General features: G+C 41.4%; 16 protein-coding genes and 2 tRNA genes. 10 read left to right on the top strand and 8 right to left on the bottom strand.

Features of this window, described 5'->3' with window-relative positions; all coding sequences use genetic code 11:
- Positions 1-42 precede the first annotated feature (42 nt).
- Genes ACFSRY_RS17785 through pdxH form a run of 4 tightly spaced genes read right to left on the bottom strand, consistent with a single transcriptional unit; the run spans position 43 to position 3,829 of the window.
- Positions 43-1,227 (bottom strand): class I SAM-dependent rRNA methyltransferase, encoded by a 1,185-nt coding sequence (locus ACFSRY_RS17785; RefSeq protein ID WP_377511034.1) that lies wholly within the window; start codon positions 1,225-1,227, stop codon positions 43-45.
- 57 nt (positions 1,228-1,284) lie between these two features.
- The gene (locus tag ACFSRY_RS17780) at positions 1,285-1,866 is read right to left on the bottom strand and encodes a Maf-like protein (protein WP_377511031.1); all 582 of its coding nucleotides are present in this window, start codon (positions 1,864-1,866) and stop codon (positions 1,285-1,287) included.
- Positions 1,832-3,130 (bottom strand): DUF1015 domain-containing protein, encoded by a 1,299-nt coding sequence (locus ACFSRY_RS17775; RefSeq protein WP_377511028.1) that lies wholly within the window; start codon positions 3,128-3,130, stop codon positions 1,832-1,834. Before ACFSRY_RS17775 ends, ACFSRY_RS17780 begins: the two co-directional genes overlap by 35 nt.
- A gap of 48 nt (positions 3,131-3,178) precedes the next feature.
- The gene (gene pdxH, locus ACFSRY_RS17770) at positions 3,179-3,829 is read right to left on the bottom strand and encodes a pyridoxamine 5'-phosphate oxidase (RefSeq protein ID WP_377511025.1); all 651 of its coding nucleotides are present in this window, start codon (positions 3,827-3,829) and stop codon (positions 3,179-3,181) included.
- A gap of 254 nt (positions 3,830-4,083) precedes the next feature.
- Between pdxH and ACFSRY_RS17765 the strand changes: the two genes are divergently transcribed.
- From ACFSRY_RS17765 to ACFSRY_RS17745, 5 genes are all read left to right on the top strand, one after another.
- Complete coding sequence (locus ACFSRY_RS17765) at positions 4,084-4,653, top strand: YqgE/AlgH family protein (protein ID WP_377511022.1); 570 nt, start codon at positions 4,084-4,086, stop codon at positions 4,651-4,653.
- A gap of 31 nt (positions 4,654-4,684) precedes the next feature.
- Entirely contained in the window at positions 4,685-6,796 is a 2,112-nt protein-coding gene (locus ACFSRY_RS17760) for a DUF349 domain-containing protein (protein WP_377511019.1), read from the top strand.
- Between the two features lie 124 nt (positions 6,797-6,920).
- Positions 6,921-6,993: transfer RNA gene (locus tag ACFSRY_RS17755), tRNA-Thr, on the top strand.
- A gap of 61 nt (positions 6,994-7,054) precedes the next feature.
- Positions 7,055-7,127 (top strand) — tRNA-Thr (locus ACFSRY_RS17750).
- Between the two features lie 130 nt (positions 7,128-7,257).
- On the top strand, positions 7,258-8,424 hold the full coding sequence (locus ACFSRY_RS17745; protein ID WP_377511016.1) for a hypothetical protein: 1,167 nt from the start codon (positions 7,258-7,260) through the stop codon (positions 8,422-8,424).
- On the opposite strand, the gene ACFSRY_RS17740 is transcribed toward ACFSRY_RS17745, so the two are convergent.
- Positions 8,421-9,455: a potassium channel family protein gene (locus ACFSRY_RS17740; RefSeq protein ID WP_377511013.1), complete on the bottom strand. Its 1,035-nt coding sequence runs from the start codon at positions 9,453-9,455 to the stop codon at positions 8,421-8,423. The genes ACFSRY_RS17745 and ACFSRY_RS17740 overlap by 4 nt on opposite strands.
- Before the next feature lie 126 nt (positions 9,456-9,581).
- On the opposite strand from ACFSRY_RS17740, the gene ACFSRY_RS17735 reads away from it, so the two are divergent.
- Positions 9,582-10,601 (top strand): metal-dependent hydrolase, encoded by a 1,020-nt coding sequence (locus ACFSRY_RS17735; RefSeq protein WP_377511010.1) that lies wholly within the window; start codon positions 9,582-9,584, stop codon positions 10,599-10,601.
- A gap of 49 nt (positions 10,602-10,650) precedes the next feature.
- On the opposite strand, the gene ACFSRY_RS17730 is transcribed toward ACFSRY_RS17735, so the two are convergent.
- A complete protein-coding gene (locus tag ACFSRY_RS17730; protein ID WP_377511007.1) occupies positions 10,651-11,439 on the bottom strand; it encodes a hypothetical protein in 789 nt (262 codons plus the stop codon).
- Between the two features lie 201 nt (positions 11,440-11,640).
- Between ACFSRY_RS17730 and ACFSRY_RS17725 the strand changes: the two genes are divergently transcribed.
- The 4 genes from ACFSRY_RS17725 to ACFSRY_RS17710 all read left to right on the top strand — a co-directional run bounded on the left by ACFSRY_RS17725 (position 11,641) and on the right by ACFSRY_RS17710 (position 16,623).
- Positions 11,641-12,420, top strand: a complete 780-nt coding sequence (locus ACFSRY_RS17725; protein ID WP_377511004.1) for an SDR family oxidoreductase — start codon at positions 11,641-11,643, stop codon at positions 12,418-12,420.
- Between the two features lie 130 nt (positions 12,421-12,550).
- The gene (locus ACFSRY_RS17720; RefSeq protein ID WP_377511001.1) at positions 12,551-12,790 is read left to right on the top strand and encodes a hypothetical protein; all 240 of its coding nucleotides are present in this window, start codon (positions 12,551-12,553) and stop codon (positions 12,788-12,790) included.
- An 81-nt stretch (positions 12,791-12,871) separates the two neighbouring features.
- Complete coding sequence (gyrA, locus tag ACFSRY_RS17715; protein ID WP_377510998.1) at positions 12,872-15,412, top strand: DNA gyrase subunit A; 2,541 nt, start codon at positions 12,872-12,874, stop codon at positions 15,410-15,412.
- 74 nt (positions 15,413-15,486) lie between these two features.
- Entirely contained in the window at positions 15,487-16,623 is a 1,137-nt protein-coding gene (locus ACFSRY_RS17710) for a tetratricopeptide repeat protein (protein ID WP_377510995.1), read from the top strand.
- A 430-nt stretch (positions 16,624-17,053) separates the two neighbouring features.
- Here ACFSRY_RS17710 and ACFSRY_RS17705 read toward each other — a convergent pair whose 3' ends face one another.
- The gene (locus tag ACFSRY_RS17705) at positions 17,054-18,340 is read right to left on the bottom strand and encodes a hypothetical protein (protein ID WP_377510992.1); all 1,287 of its coding nucleotides are present in this window, start codon (positions 18,338-18,340) and stop codon (positions 17,054-17,056) included.
- 442 nt (positions 18,341-18,782) lie between these two features.
- Positions 18,783-19,187 (bottom strand): phage holin family protein, encoded by a 405-nt coding sequence (locus ACFSRY_RS17700; protein ID WP_377510989.1) that lies wholly within the window; start codon positions 19,185-19,187, stop codon positions 18,783-18,785.
- Positions 19,188-19,254 lie beyond the last annotated feature (67 nt).

Raw genomic sequence — 19,254 nt, 5'->3', positions numbered from 1 at the left:
GAAGCACATTTGAAGCTTCGGCCCTTTTTGCTTATTTCGGTGCTACTCTACAAATAGCACAAGTCCTTTAAGGTATTCTCCTTCAGGGTGGAAAATAGAAATTGGGTGGTCTGCTGGCTGAGATAAATGGTGCATGATTTTGATGTTCCGGCCTGCCTCAATGGCAGCCGCCATAACCGTGCTGTTGAACAAGTATTTATCTACAACCTGGGAGCAGGAGAAGGTAAACAGTATCCCACCCGGCTTAATCTTCTTCATTGCCTCTGCATTTAAGCGTTTGTACCCCATTAAAGCATTGTGGCGCACTTTCTGGCTTTTTGCAAAAGCCGGAGGATCCAGCACTATCACATCATAAAGATCTTCCTTACCCTTCAGGAACTCAAAAGTATCAATAGCAAAAGACTCGTGTTTCTCAGGCTGCTGGCTTAAGGCTGCGTTTCTTTCTGTTATTTCGATGGCCTTTTTAGACACGTCCACAGAGTGTACTAGGCTTGCACCTGCATTCAGGGCATACACAGAAAAGCCTCCGGTATAACAGAACGTATTTAAAACGGATTTATCCTTAACATAACGTGCAAGCAGCTCACGGTTTTCCCGCTGATCAATGAAGAAGCCGGTTTTTTGCCCCCCTTCCCAGTCTATAAAGAATTGATTTTCATTTTCGGTAACAATTACACCTCCGGAAGATTTACCAAATAAGTAACCGTTTACAGCACTAACGGGTGCTTTAGCAGGTAGCGACTCTGCACTTTTATCATAAACTGCTGTAAGTGCAGCACCATAAATTTCTTGAAGTGCCTGAGACACAAAGTCACGCACCTGGTACATGCCTACAGTGTGTGTCTGAACAACAGCCGTGTCTTTATACATGTCCACAATCAAACCTGGTACACCGTCACCTTCCGCATAGATCAGACGGTAGACGTTTGTATTAGGATTGTCAGTCAAGCCTAGGCGCTTACGGTAGTCATACGCTTTCTGTACTTTACTTTTCCAGAAAGCATAATCCGGTTCCACCTGCTCAAAAGAGAAAATACGAACAGCAATGGAGCCAGGAGCATAATGCCCCATCCCCAAAAATTCGTTTTTACTGGAATACACTTCTACTATATCACCCTCTGCAGGTTCTCCATCAGATTTTCTGATCGCTCCGGAAAATACCCATGGGTGCAATCGTTTTAAGGAGTGTTCTTTTCCTGGCGCAAGGAATAATTTTATTAATGACATTTGTGTTCGGGTTGTAATAGAAAGATTAATAACTCGTGCTTAACAAGATGATCTTATTCAGCAACTGAGGTAATTGAGCTCGACAAGTTTTGCGTAGAGTTTCTGGACCGGCAAGCCCACTACATTGAAATAAGAGCCTTCTATCCGCTCTATTCCCATCATGCCTATCCATTCCTGTATGCCGTAGGCACCTGCTTTGTCGAATGGTTTATAATGGTTTATATAAAAATCTATTTCTGAATCTGAGAGTTCCTTAAAATATACTTTGGTTGTGTCGTGAAATACCGACTTGCCTTCTTTCGAGAGCAGGCACACCCCGGTGATTACTTCATGTGATTTACCTGAGAGAGCACGCAGCATCTCAGCGGCTTCATGATGAGTCTGGGGTTTATTAAGGATCCTATCGCCTAAGCATACGATTGTATCAGCGGTAATGACTACCTCATCGCTGAGTGAGTCTTTGTATGCATCGGCTTTATGAGAAGCAAGGTATTCGGCTACTTCAGCACCTTTAAGATCATTAGGAAAATCTTCGTGCACGTCCTTTACGCGCACTATAAAATCTAATCCCAAACCCGTTAAGAGTTCTTTCCTCCTTGGCGAATTAGAAGCAAGCAGCAGGGGCCGTGACAAATTCATCTTCCTTGATTGAGCTAAATAAAAATCCGCAAATAACCTTCGGGTAAAAGAATGTAGACTTCTGAGGCATAATGGCACCACTGTAACAAACCTTTTTTACCTGTGCCATAGAAACATCATTTGTAATCAGGGCCAGCCGTACTTTACCTGTATCCACTTTACTTACACATTCCGTAAAGTTCCGTATGTAACTCAGGCCTTTGTAGGTTCGTTGCGCTTCCCGGTCAATTCCAAGCACCTTTTCAAAGATGAAATAATGCATTACTGTCAGGTCAAGGTCTTTTACTTCCTGCGGTATTTCCCATTCTATCAGTGCATGTACTTCAGGCTTAAGTCGTAGCTTATAGGCGTTACCGCTTATGTACAAACCAAAGGCCCAGTTCTTACCCGTTATTACTTCGTTCAGTTCGTAAGCATCCTCTTTAGGGGTAACTACAAAATATTCTCTTAACTTCTCGAGGAAATCCTCATCTGTCATCTCTATGTTCTCCAGCACCCGGTGCGTTGGCAGAATACGCAGATCATCGTGTTCAGAATTAGTGAGGTACATGAGGTGATAATTGTAGGGCTCGAAACCAGTATGCTCGGGGTTAAGGGCCATCATCTTTTTGCGGTATTCCAAAGAACCCTCGTAACGGTGATGACCATCAGCCAACAATACCTGCCGGTTCTGCAGCGTACGCATGAAAAGCTCAATAACAGCATGATCATGTATAACAGCTAAAACGTCACGTACACCCTGGTAATCTTCCGTTTCATATATGGGAGATTTAATACTCTCATCCATATAAGCTTCAAGGATAAAGTCCGGGTCAGTGTATAAGCCATGGGTGGGGCTGGTATTTAGCTCCGTTCTCTCCAGCAGATCTATTCTATCGTTTACGGCACTTGGTATGGTGTTCTCGTGGCGCAGCAATACTTTTTCATGCCAATCGTAGGCTTTGATATTGCAGATAAAACCTTTTCGGCAATACTCTTTTGAAGCACCTGCCAGGGTAAAGTACTGGTAATACACATATATACCAGGCACCGCATCTTGAATGAGAACCCCCTGATCTTTCCAGTTCTGTAACAAAGCCGCAGCATCCTCAAAAGGATCATTGCCTGTAGGTACAGAAAGGTGAATGCTGTTAAACTTGTTCAGGTATAGCACCTCACGTTGTTTCGCGGAAACCACATCAAACAAGGGTGAGGTTAATTGATCAATACTCTGTTCCAGGTTTTCGTTATAGCGCCAGGCTTTTAGAGGTAATATCTCAGCCATTCGAGTGTCGGGTATAATTATTTGAAGTAAATGATTAGGAAATTAATATCAGGGAGCCAACCTTTTTAGCTTCCAGGCATCATCTGCACGTTCATAAACGATCCGGTCGTGAAGGCGGTTTGGTCTGCCCTGCCAGAATTCAATCTTAGCAGGAATTAGCTTATAACCTCCCCAGTGCTCAGGGCGTGGAACCAGCTCTGCATCCGCAAATTTAGAAATATAATAGCTATCGGATTCTTCCAACACCTTCCGGCTTTCTATCTCCTGGCTTTGAGGTGAGGCCCAGGCACCTATCTGGCTGCCCTTAGGGCGGCTGTGAAAATAGGCTTCAGACAGTTGAGGAGGAATTTTCTCTACAGAGCCATCTATGCGAACCTGCCGCTCCAGTGAAGCCCAGAAAAAAGTAATGGAGGCTAAGGGATTTTGTGCCAGTTCCCTTCCTTTGCGGCTATCATAGTTTGTAAAGAATGTAAATCCACCGTTGGCTACATCCTTCAGCAAAACAACACGCGCAGATGGTTGCCCCTCCTTACTAGCCGTTGAAAGCACAAAAGCCGTTGGCTCCTCAGCCTCTGCTGTTATTGCTTCCTGCAACCATACCTGAAACTGTTGAATCGGATCTTGTAAAACAGAATCCTCAGTAAGTGCTTGTCTTGAATAATTTTTTCTGATGTCAGCAATATTATGCGTTAAAGTCATAAATCAGCTCTGTTTTTTCAAAATTAGGAAAATATCCGCTGTAGTTAAACATTTATATAGGCCTCAGATAACCTAAAACCTAAAACAAAGGTAATGTGGGGGTAAACAGAAGGTAAAGTACTAGTCTGTCAAAGTCTGCTACAAAATAGCATTCTTTTCGTAATAAATATTGATTACCTTACTCGTAGCCTACATCATCATAAAACAAAAATACAAATCAACAGAAGACTTGTTTTATATAGGAAGTATTAAAGATGGAAGAAGATAGCTTGATGAAGCCTCAAAACGGCAGTTTACTTATTTCAGAACCATTTCTGGGCGACCCGAACTTTGAGCGCAGCGTGGTATTAATTTGTAGCCACGAAGATGCTGAAGGAACTTTTGGCCTGGTGCTGAACCGTAAGTCAAACCTCAGGCTATCTGATGTAATAGACTTAAAAAACGATGCTTTTGATGTAGAGTTGGGAATAGGAGGCCCAGTGCAATACAATACGTTGCACTATGTGCACAGACTGCCCCACCTGCCTCAGTCCATACATTTAAATGAGGATGTATACTGGGGGGGTGATTTTGAAATGTTGCAGACAATGATTGAAGCAGGTATTGTTTCAAACAACGATATAAAGTTTTTCCTGGGTTATTCGGGGTGGACAGCCGGACAGCTACAGAAGGAGATAGATGAAAATGTTTGGATTGTAAATAACAAAGCTGCGAATAAATTATTTAAATTGGAGCCAGATAAACTTTGGCGAAGTGTTTTGCGACAAATGGGTGGCAAATACAAAGTGCTTTCCAATTACCCCGTAGATCCACGCCTAAACTAACGCTTAAAAGTTGTACCTATAACTTGTAGTCATGACAACCGAAAACAAGAATACTGACGCTACCGGAGCCGAGGCAAATAAGCCAGAGGATCAAAATGCTACTAATCAGGAGTCGCAAAAAAATATTGTGGAGCAACGTTTGGCAGAGATCAATGCCAGGCAGCAAGATCAGCCGGAGGCTTCACAAGGTGTTCCCAAAGAGGACCAACCTGAAATTCATCCGGACCTAAAAACTGAGCAGGAGACAGATGCTTCCGAAAGTATAACAGAGGCATTTGTAGCGGCCAATACAGATGTGAAGGACGAGGACCAACAGACAGCATCCATTGCAGATAGTGACAGTACCCCACAGGCAACTACAGCATCCACAGGTGACTCTAACTCAGGGGAACAGCAAGCGGAGCATGACGAAGAGGAGGAAGAGGAAGATACAACTGATTACAGCCAGCTATCCATGGAGGAGCTACGTAACCAGTTGCAATCTACTCTGAAGAGTGCAGATGCTGCAAAGAAGCATCGTACTATAAATGAAATCCATAAGCAGTACGACATCAAGTTTAATTCTGAAAGGGCAGAGGCTTTAGAAAAGTTTAAACAGGAGGGTGGAACAGAAGAAGACTTCGAGTACCATACACCCAAAGAGCACCAGGACCTGGAAACACTTTTGATTGCTTACCGTGATGCCCGTCACCAGCAGAGGCAAAGCGCTGAAAAGCAACGCCAACATAGCCTGGAGCGCAAGCAGCAGATTTTAGCAGAACTTCGCACCCTGGTGGAGTCTGCAGAAACAAAGAACAGCTATGAGGAGCTAAAAAGGCTACAGGCAGAGTGGAAGAACATTGGTCCGGTGCCAGCAGGCATGGCCCAGGAGTTATGGGATTCCTACCACGCGCTGTTAGACATCTTCTACAATAACCGCAGCATCTTCTTTGAACTTAAAGAGCTTGACCGAAAGCGAAACCTGGATGCCAAACTTCAGCTGGTAGAGCGGGCAGAGGCGCTTGCAGGAGAGGAGTCCATTAACAAGGCCTTACAGGAGCTCAGGCACCTTCATGAAGAGTGGAAGAATATCGGTCCGGTTCCGAACGATCAACGAGACCTGATCTGGAATAAATTTATCCAGGCTTCTGAGCGGGTACATGAAAAGCGCAGGGCCTATCAGGGGGAGCGTCGGGAAAAGGAAATGGAGAACCTAGTAAAAAAACGCGCCATACTTGAGCGCCTTCAGGAATTCCAGAACTTCAATACCGATCGCATAAACGACTGGCGGGATAAGACGGATGAGATACAGAAGCTTAAAGAAGAATGGGATGCAGCTGGCCTGGTACCAAAAGAACAGGCCGAGGAAGTAAATAAAACATTTTGGAGCAACTACAAAGCCTTTTTTCAGCATAAAAACCAGTTCTTTAAGGGGCTTGACGAGCAGAAAATGCAAAACCTGCGCCTTAAGACAGAACTTTGCGAAGAGGCAGAAAGCCTGAAGGACAGCACAGACTGGAATGCAACAAAAGAAAAGCTGATCCAGCTACAGAAGAAGTGGAAAACAATTGGCCGGGTTCCGGACAAACATTCTGATAAAATATGGCAGCGTTTCAGAGCAGCCTGTAATGAGTTTTTTGACCGTAAGCAGGCCGTTGAGCAGCAGAAAAGCGCTGAAATTGAAAAGCTATCAGCAGAAAAAATTGAACTATGCGAAAGGATCGCCACCAAACTGGCACAGCCTAATGCCACTGGTTCTCTAAAGGAATTTGAAGAGTATAAGCAGCAGTGGAGCGCACTTGATAAAGATAACAAGCGAAGCAGCCCGAAAGCGGAAGACAAATTCCTGGCATTGATGGAGAAGTACCTGGAACGTGTGCCGGAGCTTTCACTGCAGGAGCGCACGGATATGCTTGTAAAACTACAGGTGGATAGGCTCAAACATAGTCCGGATGCCAGTCAGAAGCTTCACCAGCGTGAACAGACTATTCGCAGGGAAATATCGCAACTACAGAACGACATTCAGACACTTCGTACAAATATTGAGTTTTTTGCCAGATCTAAAAATGCTGATAAACTTCGTGAAGAATATGAAGGCCGTATTGCAGATGCCCAAAGCCGAATAGATAAGCTGCAGCACCAATTAAATGCATTCAGGGGTTAATTTTTCAGCCTGACTTTCAAAAGTTTAACAAAAGCGTTGCAAAAATATACAGCGAGTACTTGCAACAAAGTAAACTTCGCTATACTTTTGCAACGCTTTAACACAATAAAGCAGCCCAATCAAAGCCTCCATAGCTCAGCTGGTAGAGCAACTGACTTGTAATCAGTAGGTCGTTGGTTCGATTCCGACTGGGGGCTCTAATTAAAAACTGCAGGATTTTGTACTTCCTCTGCTTTTTTAGTCAAACATAAAGTACAAGCCTCCATAGCTCAGCTGGTAGAGCAACTGACTTGTAATCAGTAGGTCGTTGGTTCGATTCCGACTGGGGGCTCATTAAAGAAAAAGTCTTCAGAATATTCTGAAGACTTTTTCTTTTTTATCCCTGTCTCTTTTAGAGTTATCCTACCATTATGTTTTTTTTAGGATAATGACTTATTTAGCGTTCCTTTTAATATCACAACATGCAGTTAATTGAGGTAACCACACCCGAGCTTGCACAGGAGTTTATAATGGTGCAGGTAAAGCTTTACAAAAAAGACAAGAACTATATCCGACCACTGGATAAAGACATAAACTTTGTTTTTGATCCCAAGAAAAACAAGTTGTTAAGAGACGGGGAAGCAGTTCGCTGGATTCTTAAGGATGATTCAGGTAAACCTATAGGGAGAGTAGCAGCATTCATTAATAAGAAAACGGCTAACACTTTTGAGCAACCAACAGGGGGTATGGGCTTCTTTGACTGTATTGATGACCAAGAGGCCGCTAACAAGTTGCTTAATGCTTGCAAAGAGTGGTTACAGGAGCGTGGAATGGAGGCAATGGACGGGCCTATAAACCTGGGGGAACGAGACAAATGGTGGGGTCTGTTAGTAGATGGCTTTTATCCGCCTAATTATGGCATGCACTATAACTTTCCCTATTATCAGCGACTGCTAGAGGAGTATGGCTTTAAATTATACTTCAATCAATATACCTATTATCGTAAAGTAGAGGATCCTCTTCCGGAGAGAGCAAATGAAAAAGCAGAGCGGGTACTGCAGAATAAAGCTTACCACTTCCGGCACATGGAGAAATCAAACCTGGCTAAGTACACCGAAGACTTCCGTACTGTTTACAATAAGGGGTGGGTAAAGCATGAAGGAGTGAAACCAATGAGTGAAGCACAGGCCGTTTCCATCATGAAGTCTCTTAAGCCGGTTATAGATGAGCGAATCATGTGGTTTGCATATCACAATGAGGAGCCTGTAGGCTTCTTTATCGCCATTCCGGAATTAAATAAGTTATTCAAATATGTGAATGGCAAAATGGATCTGTGGGGCAAACTGAAATTGGTGTTCCATCGCTGGCGAGGAGCAGCTACAACGATGTATGGTATCGTATTCGGAATTACCCCGGAGCACCAGAGTAAGGGAGTAGAAGCTGCGATGCTCGTAGAGGCGGGTAAAGTCATTCAAAACAATCCAAACATCCCATACAAAGACTTGCAGATGAATTGGATAGGTGACTTTAACCCTAAGATGATGCACCTTGTAGAGCAGCTAGGAGGTCGTATCTATAAAACGCATGCTACTTACCGCTACCTTTTTGACAGAAATAAAGAATTCAACAGAGCTAAAATTATCCATTAGTTAACAGAGGGAAGGTCCAATTCATTTTTGAAAGCAGGATCACATAGCTGCTCCCAACTCCAACCATCGTTGTTAACCATAGCCTTCAAAATTTGCCGACGAAGCTCTAGTTGCTCAATTTCTTTCAGGCTCGGTTGCCTTAACGGAACCCCCGCTTTGGGGAGTTCTGAAAAATCCATATTAGGAGCTTCAGAACCATCTGAATTTATGAAGATCTTTGTAACGGATTCAAGGAAAGAAGTTATTGCTTTACGGACTGGTACGATGTACTGCTTTCCCGGATGAAGATCTTCTGGTACGTAAAGCAAAAGCAGCGTTAGAGCTTCGTCCAGGGCTGCAAGATTAGGAACTAAAGAAACCTTCTTTTCATCGTTATGAAAATAATGGAGTACAGGGTAAGCAAGATGCAACTGACCCTGTTGGATGATGTCCTGATCCAGTCCTTCTAAATGGACTTCCAATCTCTTAAAGGATTCCCCATCCCAGTTATTAAGAAGAATCTGCTGCGGACTATCGCCTATGGCAGCAATCTTTATGCTTACTGTGCGCTGTGTGATGATTGCTGAAAGAACAGGGACTATGTAAGAAATAGCAATAGTAATTAGGATCAGTCCTGAAAACGATATGAAGGAAGAGTATATCCGCCAGGCATCAGTACCTCCTTTAAAGTCTCCGTTTCCCATAGTTGACAGGATATAGCCTGTAAAATAAATACGCTCCTTAAAGTCTGCAGGCACATTTGTGGTTGAGTTTACCACAGCATCAGAATCTGACATAAAGATCAGCGTGTTTCCAACCCAGAGAAGCATTACCCATATGATCAGGAGAGAACAAACAGTGATGATGCCAGCCCCATTCAGCACAGATTTACTCTTAGTAATTTTGCAAAACAGTCCAACACCTTTCCATACAAAGGTTGTAACGATATCAGTAACAATGCCTGCTCCCCGTGCAAAAGTTGTATAAATCACATCGTAAGAGGTAAGGGCTACGACACATATGCCAGTTACTAAGTATAAGTAAGAATCCATTAATGACTGTTGTTACAAGTTTATGTTTGCTCTTGTTGGAAGTTTATACCTTTGTAACCAATTACATGTTGCCAATGCATGCACCAATAGCAGTTACTGCAGTGGCAGTTATAAAAAGCTAGATCAATGGATTCTTTAACCCAGATCGTTCTTGGTGCCTCAGTAGGTGAAGCTGTGGCTGGTAAAAAACTTGGAAATAAGGCCCTTCTCTGGGGCGCAATAGCCGGGACAATTCCTGACCTGGACATTCTGGCAAGCCCATGGCTGGATACTGTACAAGAGCTTACTTTCCATCGCTCCGTCACTCATTCATTTCTTTTTGCAATAGTGCTTTCGCCCATACTAGGCTGGCTACTGCATAGGTTGTATAAAAAACAAGAAGCAGGTTTCTGGCGATGGACCGCCTTGTTCTTTCTGGGTTTTACCACGCATGCTTTGCTGGATAGCTGCACTACCTGGGGAACGCAACTTTTCTGGCCTTTTAGTACCTATGGCGTTGCTTTCTATAACATCTTCGTAATTGACCCACTTTACACGGTTCCTTTTCTTGCTTTTGTAGTGGCTGCAGCATTCTTTAGCAGGAAAAGCAGCATACGGCGAAAGCTTAATTATACTGGTTTATCTATCAGCACTGCTTATCTTCTCCTTTCGTTTGTTTTCAAAGCACATGCGAATGATGTTTTTGAACAGGCACTAAAGAAACAAGGGATAGAGTTTAGCTCCTATATCAGCAAACCAACACCACTTAACACAATACTCTGGTCAGTCACTGCAGAAGGTCCTGATGGTTTTTACACTGGATTTTACTCTTTAGCAGATAATGACAAAGAGGTAAAGTTTGATTTTGATGCTTGTAAAGCCCATTTACTGAACCCTTACAGAGGTAACCCCAAGCTGGAGCGCCTCCTGGAGATAACGAAAGGCTATTATACCGTAGAACCTGCAGATGACAAAGGTGTTTATATAAACGATTTGCGATTCGGTGAGTTTGATGGCTGGCGCGAAGGAGGGGGGAGCTATGTGTTTGTTTATCATGTATGGAAAGATGCACAAGACAAGATCCATTTTGAGGAAATCAATAACAGACCAAAAGTTGACCAAAGTTATCTGTCCTCCTACTGGGAACGCATTAATGGTACTAAATAAGAAAAGCGTCTAAGGACGCTTTTCTTATTTAGTACCATTAATGTTTTATCTATAGCGTTTCATAAAACATTAAAGTTTTGATCCAATCCTTTTCAGATGAAGTATCAATTTTTTCTTTTGAAATGAAATTCTTAATCTCATTTTCTTTATCATTTAAAACCATAAGCAGGTTCTTCTTATTAAGCTTTACTTCTACAGGTTTGAGATTCTTATCTACAAAGAAATATTTTTCTTCCCTCTTAAACTCATCACTTCTTTTTTGCACCCCATAGCCACTGTTACTCATTAGATTCGCACGAAGTATTTTCACTTTAACCTCCTGCAATAAAGAGGTTTCGCCTTCATGTAGCACAACAAAAAAGTTGTCCCTGAAAGAAGCATCATTTGTTTTGAGATCATCAAATCGTTTAAATTCTACTTCCTGATTCTTAATATCAGTAACAACAAATTTTCTGATGGTAGTAGGTATTAACGCTACAGAATCTCCAGAAGGCTTAAGAAGTAGAATTTCATTCAGATGAACATTATATTTCAACTTAAGGTCAGCAAAAATCTGGTTATTGGAAGTTTCTACTGAGGCATCAAGCCATTTATCGAAAAAGTATGGTGAGCCTTTGATTTCTGAATTTGTAAGGTCAACTGTTTTGATAAACCCATCATTCCCAAAAAGGTGATTCTGGTTTAAAGAGCCTACAGGTGTTTGAGCAATTGCAAAATAAGAAAAGCCACAAAAGCACAAAGTGATTAATAATCTTACATCATTAATTCTGAGAAATTTCATTTTTATTAAAATAACTTTAAGTGTTAAATACATTTCATACATCATCAGAAATAACATGTTTTATTACTGGTGCACAACAGGAAACAACTAAAATAAGATATGTGCAATATACATTTATTATATTAAGCTCCTCCCTGTTACTTGTGAGATTTATTAAACCTTCATATCATTTGGATTTTCCATACAGGATAAAGAATTCAATGATGGCCGTAGAACATTTTACGATACATGATTATTAAAAAAACAAAGAAAAAATTTATGGCACAAAACAGGTGGTTACTAACCGGTAAAAAAGCAGTGGTTACTGGAGGTTCAAAAGGCATCGGAGAAGCTATTGTTAAGGAGTTTATAGATCTGGGCGCAGATGTAGTTGCTGTAGCACGAAAAGAGGAGGATCTCGAACTGCTAATTGAAAACTACGGGAATGGCCAAGGCAGACTTTATACTGTTGCAGCCGATGTCAGTACGATTGAAGGAAGACAGAAACTATTATCAAAAATACAGGAACTTTGGGGTAGTCTTGATATTCTGGTAAACAACGTGGGGACCAACATCAGAAAACCTACCGTTGAGTATACTGTGGATGAATATGACTTCGTCATGAATACAAATCTACGCTCGGCATTTGAATTAAATCAGAAATTATTCCCGCTGCTACGCAGTTCAGAGCAAGGCAATATCATCCATGTTACCTCTGTGGCAGGGTTAACCCATGTACGCACCGGAGCAATCTATGGCATGACAAAAGCTGCTTTAACCCAATTAACAAAGAATTTATCTGCAGAATGGGCTATGGACGGAATCAGGGTCAATGCGGTTGCTCCCTGGTACATAAGTACACCTCTTGCCCAAGCGGTGCTTCAGAAGAGGGAGTACGCAGATGCTGTAATTAGCAGGACACCCATGCAGAAAATAGGTGAGCCAGCAGATGTTGCTGGAGCAGTGGCCTTTCTATGCATGCCGGCAGCGGCTTATATAACTGGTCAAACCATAGCTGTAGACGGAGGTTTTACTATAAATGGTTTTCACCCACTATAAAATAATAATTTTACTTTAAAACACAGAAAGAACCAGCAATTAGTGCTGGTTTTTTTATGTAAAAATGTTTAATTTTGTAAGATATGAAAGTAACAGCTCTATCGTTTTAGGAGCTTTTAAACTTTTTCTCATGGCAACAACCAGACTGCTTACTCTTCTGATATTCTCCTTTTTTCTCTCTACTTTAACTTCTTGCAAAACCTGCCCGATCTCTTCATGCCATGTTCGCATGGTGCATGCACATGGGGAGGACGAATTTAGAGGACAGCCAATCTGGAAAAAGCAGAACCCCAAAATAGGAGAGAAGTTGCCTAAGCGCTCACAGGAAAAACGTGCCCCCAGAAGCACTAAAAGCAAAAATAAGAATTAAGCTATATAGGGCATAACAGCTTTTTTGCATAACTTGCCTATCTATTAATAACACCAAAATTAATTATTTTAGACCTAAGACATGATTGAAGGCGAACGAATAATACCGATCAACATTGAAGACGAAATGCGCGGTGCGTATATCGACTACTCAATGTCTGTTATCATTTCCAGAGCCTTACCCGATGTTCGGGATGGATTGAAGCCTGTGCACCGCCGCGTGCTTTATGGGATGTCCGAACTGGGGGTATCTTATAATAAAGCCTATAAGAAATCGGCCAGGATAGTGGGAGAGGTGCTGGGCAAGTACCACCCGCACGGTGACTCTTCTGTTTATGAAACTATGGTACGTATGGCCCAGGAATGGTCTTTACGTTACCCACTTGTTGACGGACAGGGGAATTACGGCTCCATTGATGGTGACTCCCCCGCAGCCATGCGTTATACAGAGGCCCGCTTAAAGCGGATTGCCGATGAACTGTTGGCTGACCTGGAAAAAAATACTGTCGATTTTGTACCCAATTTTGACGAATCGCTGAAGGAGCCAAGCGTAATGCCTGCCAAACTTCCTAACCTGCTCATCAACGGTACTTCGGGTATTGCAGTAGGTATGGCAACTAACATGGCGCCTCATAACCTTACTGAGGTTGTGAATGGCATTGTGGCTTATATAGATAACAATGACATTACCATTGCTGAATTAATGCAGTACATCACTGCCCCTGATTTCCCTACCGGTGGTATCATCTATGGGTATGATGGTGTGAAGTCTGCATTTGAAACTGGTCGTGGCCGTGTATTGATGCGTGGTCGGGCCATCTTCGAAACAACACCTTCAGGCAAAGAACAGATCATTGTAACGGAGATTCCTTACATGGTTAACAAAGCCTCGCTTATTGAGAAAACAGCGGCACTTGTAAATGAGAAAAAAATAGAAGGTATTTCAGATTTACGAGATGAGTCAGACCGTGATGGTTTGCGTATTGTGTACGACCTGAAGCGGGATGCTATTCCTAATGTAGTTCTCAACAACCTTTACAAATACACAGCTCTTCAATCTTCATTTGGTGTTAACAATGTGGCACTTGTTAAGGGCCGCCCAATGACGCTGAACCTGAAAGACATGATTCACCACTTTGTGGAGCATCGTCATGAAGTGGTTATTCGCAGAACGCAGTATGAACTGGATGAAGCGAAGAAACGTGCTCATATTCTGGAAGGCTTACTTATCGCCCTTGATAACCTTGATGAAGTGATTAGCCTGATTCGCTCCTCCCGTGATCCGGAGATAGCGCGTAACGGATTGATGGAGCGTTTCCAGCTTACTGAAATTCAAGCCCGTGCCATTCTGGATATGCGTCTGCAGCGTCTCACAGGTCTTGAGCGTGATAAGATTCAGCAAGAGTATGAAGAGATAATGAAGCTGATCGATTACCTCACGTCAATTCTCAACGATGAGGATCTCCGTATGCAGATCATCAAAGATGAGCTGACTGAGATCAAGGATCGTTATGGCGATGTACGCCGCACCAGCATAGAAGCTAGCACGGGAGACATCTCTTATGAAGATATGATACCGGAAGAGAACATGGTGATCACCATTTCTCACGAAGGATATATCAAGCGTACTTCCTTGAGTGAATACCGCAGCCAAAGCCGTGGAGGAGTAGGTTCCCGAGGTGTGGCAGCTTCAAAAGAAAGCGACTTCACAGAGCACCTTTTCATTGCAAGCACACATAATTACATGCTGTTCTTCACTGAATATGGTAAAGTATTCTGGTTAAAAGTTTATGAGATACCAGAAGGAGGGAAGACCACTAAGGGACGTGCCATACAGAACATCATACAGATTGAAAAAGAAGATAAAGTACGTGCTGTACTGAATGTACATGACCTGAAAAATCAGGATTTTGTGCTGAACCACAACCTGGTGTTCATCACAGAAAAAGGTACGATCAAGAAAACGATACTGGAAGCTTATTCCCGCCCAAGAACAAATGGTATAAATGCCATTACCATCAACGAGGGTGACAGATTACTTGATGTTCAGTTGACAACTGGTAACAGTGAAATTATTATTGCTTTACAGTCCGGAAGAGCTATTCGCTTTAACGAAGAACAAGTTAGGCCAATGGGACGTAATGCGGCTGGTGTACGCGGTGTAACACTGGGCGGACCAGACGACAAAGTAGTTGGTATGGTTTGTGTACAGAATGATAATACAGAGCTACTGGTTGTTTCTGAAAATGGCTTTGGTAAGCGTTCCGTTTTAGATGAATATCGCATCACGAATCGTGGTGGTAAAGGTGTTAAAACTATGAATGTTACTGACAAAACCGGTAATCTGGTTGCCATCAAAGGTGTTGTGGATACTGATGACCTGATGATCATTAACCGTTCTGGTATCACAATCAGACTTCGTGTTAATGATATCCGAGTAATTGGTAGAGCTACACAAGGTGTACGATTGATAAAGCTGAACGAAACCGATCAGATTTCATCTGTGGCAAAAATTGAGATGGAAGACGAGGAAGAGGTAGTACTGGAGCAATCAGAACTTACGCCAGATGACTCATTGCAGCCAGACACAATGATTGATACGGAGACAACAGAAGAAGTATAATCTGTATTTTAAGGGAATTTTATTTCACTGAATAATCGTTAATAGACAAACACAAACTAATTTCACAAACAAGTATGAAAAAAATACTTTTAACTGCCTTTGCTGCTGCAACAGTAACTACAGTTGCAAGTGCGCAAAACTCAGCTGTGAACAGTGCTATCCTCAACCACAAGCAAGGTTTATTAGACAAAGCACAAGCTGATATTAATAAGGCAACTGAGCACAAAAAGACTAAAGATAAGGCTAAGACGTGGTTCTATCGTGGTGTAATTTATCAGGACATGATTGGAAACCCAATCTATAGTAAATTTACTGATGACAACACACCAACTGTAGTACTTGAGTCTTATGACAAAGCCGTTGAGCTTGATGGCCAGAATGGTGAGTACGCGAAACTAGTACCAGAGCGTAAAGAGATGCTTTATGGCCAGGTTCTAAACCAGGCAGTAGAGTTCCACAATAACCAGGACTGGGACAATGCCATTGAGAAGTACAAATTAGCTTCTAAAGTAAATCCTAAAGATACAACAGCTGTACTTTATGCAGCTTATGCATCTACAGCAAAACAGGATTATCCTCAAGCAATCACCTTTTATGACCAATTAATTGATATGGGTCATAAGACAGAGGATGTTTACAAAGCTAAAGTTCAACTTCAGCAAGCTACTGAAGCAAGCGATGAAGAAGTGATGAATACACTTTCTGCTGCGTTGAAAGAGCATCCAAACAGTGTGTTCTTGATGCAGGAAGAGCTTAAGTATTTCCTGAAAAATGATCGTGGTGACGAAGCAATGGCTAAATTGGAAAATGCAATTAAAGCAGATCCTAACAATGCAAGTCTTTATGCTGTACTAGGTAATCTTCAGGAGAAGAAAGGAAATCTTGATGCTGCTACAGAAAGCTATAAGAAAGCTATTGAAGCAGACCCTAAAAGCTTTGACGCTTACTTCAACCTTGCTGTACTAGAGTATAATAAAGGTAGCGATATAAACAATAGAGCTGCTAAAATGGACTATGCCACATATCAGAAAAAAGGAAAAACCCTTGAGGCACAGGCTAAGAAGCATTATGAGGCATCATTGCCATATTTCCAGAAAGCATTGGAAGTACAGCCAGATGATCAGGCAACTATCCAAAACCTGGTAAGAGTTTATACTCGATTAGATCGTAAGGCAGAAGCTGCTAAGTATAGCAAAATGCTTAATAAATAAGATCATTAAGATCAAATAAAAGAAGGGAAGCTAAATAGCTTCCCTTTTTTTATTTGATCTTTCATTATTATGTTAACTAAGTATTACGACCCATAATAAGAGGTAGAATACAGAAGACAAGGCTTGAGCAGCTTATAAAAGTGTGCTACAAGAGAATGAGAGACAAAACTAAGGGGTGCGGTACAACTTAGTGGAACGACCACCAAAAATCAGACAGGGAATAGAAAGAGGCTGGAGAACGGCAACTATGTGATTAATAAAAATTCTTACAATATTCAGCCGTAGAAAAGCAATGAAGTAAACTTTATACTTAACATAATATATATTATAAGACTTATAATATACGATCAGGATCTATTACTAAAAGTGTCACTAATAATATACTTTATGTTAAATAGTGAAATTTTAACGTTTACTAATACAGATCAACTTAAAGTTTCCGCTGCCTGATTTTTAGTAACTCCTGCTCCAGGTACGTTGTAGGAACTTTTTCTTTTCTAGCTAACTCTACTGCTTTTTCTTGCATAGCTTCGGCCTCACTAAAGAACTTCAGCCTGTAAAGCAAATGAGCAAATGTATCATAGTAGGCCGGCTTTGGACTCTCTGAAATCGTTCTTTTGCTCCAGGCCATTGCTCTGTTAAGATAAGCCTCATTAGTTGTACCTGATAAATAAACCTGGTAGGCAGCGTTGTTTAAATTACTGTAAAAGGATTGGCTTGGGCTACTCTTAGATATTCTTACTACCGTTTGGGTTTCTCTTGTTGTACCTTTTGGGATTGCCTTAATATCCTCCTCGTGCTTTTCCCGATTTGTCTCCCTCAGAGCTTCTTCGCCAACCATCATTTTTTCTACAGAGTCAACTGAAACAGGCATATAATACCTGTCATAATAAGTTATAAGACTTAAAAGATGATTGGCTGTATCATTTGTGGCTCCATAAAACCTCAACATATTATTGTCATAGGTCCTCTGTGCCTTCCGATAATCATTACCCCATGTTCCCCTGGCAAAACTAGCTCCTTTTAGAGCTAAGGCTCTATCATTATGTTCAATAGCTTGCCTGGAGGTATTCCCTATAATTTTATTGTTAATAGCTACCCGCTGTGCCAAAGGTAGTGTCTTGTAAAGTTTATTGACCATCTCACCATTTAAACGTGCAAATTTAATTGCCTTACTATCTACTACGGGTCCAAATTCATGTATAAAAACTACTTCTGGAAAAGAATCAGCCATACTCACCGGTAGCTGATTTACGTATTCCTCTAATAAATCCTGAGAAACATTTATACCTAAATCTTTCTGAAGTAGCATATACTTCTTTAAAAAAGCCCTGTCTCTCCTACCCCTTTCATACTCCTGTTGATAATAACTTAAATTGTTTTCTCCGGTTCTCTTGCTTTTAAACAGGTTAATATGGTGTAAATAATATTGAGGATTTGTAGAGTTTCTGGCTACGCGATGTACCAAGGCTCCGTCAGGGTTTAGAAAAAGGTAAGTGGGAAATTCAGTAATAGAATACTTCCTGGCAAGCAGCTTTGAATCTGCCGAACCAAAAGTTGCCTCAAAATTAACAAATTCCTTGTTGAGCACCTTTGTAACCTGTGGATCTGTCAGTCCAGAATTACTCTGAGCCTTTACCACATGAGCAGGTAAATTAGATGACGGATCAGGTGGGGAAACATGTATGAATACTGATTTTCCTACCTCTTGAGCCACAGATAAAACATCCTCAAGAGATCCCTTTTGGTATTGAACATGTTGAGCTAGAAGAAGCTTATATGCTATAAGGAAGAGAAAGGAAAGTAAAACCCTCTTTTTCATCATTTAAGGTTATGTATGAAAGATGTTGAACAACTCCTTAAATGTAATCTAAAATAATAAGTTTTGAACAGTGTACACCAAAGAAGCTTCTTTGACAATGCAGGCTAATTTTATAAAGGAAATTAATTCTTACAATTCATGGCAACGGTAGAACGACAGACTCTCCGGGTAAATACTCAAATCTTGTTTACCTTTAGGATGCATTTGGATTAAGACCTTTTTGCAAACTGGAAATAGTGCAGTCGTGTCAGTTGAGAGACTCATTATAAATTCATAAAATGGTACGGCCTGAACTTAAAATGTGCTCAGGCCGTACCATTCAATTTATACTTCTTAACTAGACTGAAGTTAGCACGATTTCATTTTTAGGTAAATCCTGTTGCATGTAAGCATATTCATCATCTTCACCTCTTATCCACCCTACTGCAGCAATCGATAGAGCTGTAACAATAGCAATAACAAGGGCTGGCCAGAAACCATCTATTTTGAAATTCCCAACTAGTTTATCTACTAGTTTTATAACTAATGCTGTTACAATCAAACTTATGATGGCCTCCAGTAAAAAGAAAGTTACCAGGTTAAACACAACTCTGATTAACCAACCTAAAGTAGCATTTATTACCCCCACTAAAAAAGCCACCCATAAAGCAGTCCAGAAGCTTTTTACATGTACACTTGACATGGCATAAGCGAGTATCAGGATAACTACTGCACTGACTAAAAGATTGATAATAAAGTCCATAGTTCTATAAATTTGTTTAAGGATATATATGCTATGGTACTACGTGCAGCTTAAGTTAATTGGTTTC

This window comes from Pontibacter locisalis, assembly GCF_042684605.1.
GTDB lineage: Bacteria > Bacteroidota > Bacteroidia > Cytophagales > Hymenobacteraceae > Pontibacter > Pontibacter locisalis.
This window is presented reverse-complemented; position numbering and strand designations above follow the sequence as displayed.

What these genes read in the sequence shown, in the direction of transcription:
- ACFSRY_RS17730 (WP_377511007.1), bottom strand. Translation starts at nt 11,439, where the DNA reads ATGTTATTTCTGATGATGTATGAAATGTATTTAACACTTAAAGTTATT.
- pdxH (WP_377511025.1), bottom strand. Translation starts at nt 3,829, where the DNA reads ATGACTTTAACGCATAATATTGCTGACATCAGAAAAAATTATTCAAGA.
- ACFSRY_RS17725 (WP_377511004.1), top strand. Translation starts at nt 11,641, where the DNA reads ATGGCACAAAACAGGTGGTTACTAACCGGTAAAAAAGCAGTGGTTACT.
- ACFSRY_RS17775 (WP_377511028.1), bottom strand. Translation starts at nt 3,130, where the DNA reads ATGGCTGAGATATTACCTCTAAAAGCCTGGCGCTATAACGAAAACCTG.
- ACFSRY_RS17740 (WP_377511013.1), bottom strand. Translation starts at nt 9,455, where the DNA reads ATGGATTCTTACTTATACTTAGTAACTGGCATATGTGTCGTAGCCCTT.
- ACFSRY_RS17780 (WP_377511031.1), bottom strand. Translation starts at nt 1,866, where the DNA reads ATGAATTTGTCACGGCCCCTGCTGCTTGCTTCTAATTCGCCAAGGAGG.
- ACFSRY_RS17720 (WP_377511001.1), top strand. Translation starts at nt 12,551, where the DNA reads ATGGCAACAACCAGACTGCTTACTCTTCTGATATTCTCCTTTTTTCTC.
- ACFSRY_RS17735 (WP_377511010.1), top strand. Translation starts at nt 9,582, where the DNA reads ATGGATTCTTTAACCCAGATCGTTCTTGGTGCCTCAGTAGGTGAAGCT.
- gyrA (WP_377510998.1), top strand. Translation starts at nt 12,872, where the DNA reads ATGATTGAAGGCGAACGAATAATACCGATCAACATTGAAGACGAAATG.
- ACFSRY_RS17710 (WP_377510995.1), top strand. Translation starts at nt 15,487, where the DNA reads ATGAAAAAAATACTTTTAACTGCCTTTGCTGCTGCAACAGTAACTACA.
- ACFSRY_RS17700 (WP_377510989.1), bottom strand. Translation starts at nt 19,187, where the DNA reads ATGGACTTTATTATCAATCTTTTAGTCAGTGCAGTAGTTATCCTGATA.
- ACFSRY_RS17785 (WP_377511034.1), bottom strand. Translation starts at nt 1,227, where the DNA reads ATGTCATTAATAAAATTATTCCTTGCGCCAGGAAAAGAACACTCCTTA.
- ACFSRY_RS17745 (WP_377511016.1), top strand. Translation starts at nt 7,258, where the DNA reads ATGCAGTTAATTGAGGTAACCACACCCGAGCTTGCACAGGAGTTTATA.
- ACFSRY_RS17760 (WP_377511019.1), top strand. Translation starts at nt 4,685, where the DNA reads ATGACAACCGAAAACAAGAATACTGACGCTACCGGAGCCGAGGCAAAT.
- ACFSRY_RS17765 (WP_377511022.1), top strand. Translation starts at nt 4,084, where the DNA reads ATGGAAGAAGATAGCTTGATGAAGCCTCAAAACGGCAGTTTACTTATT.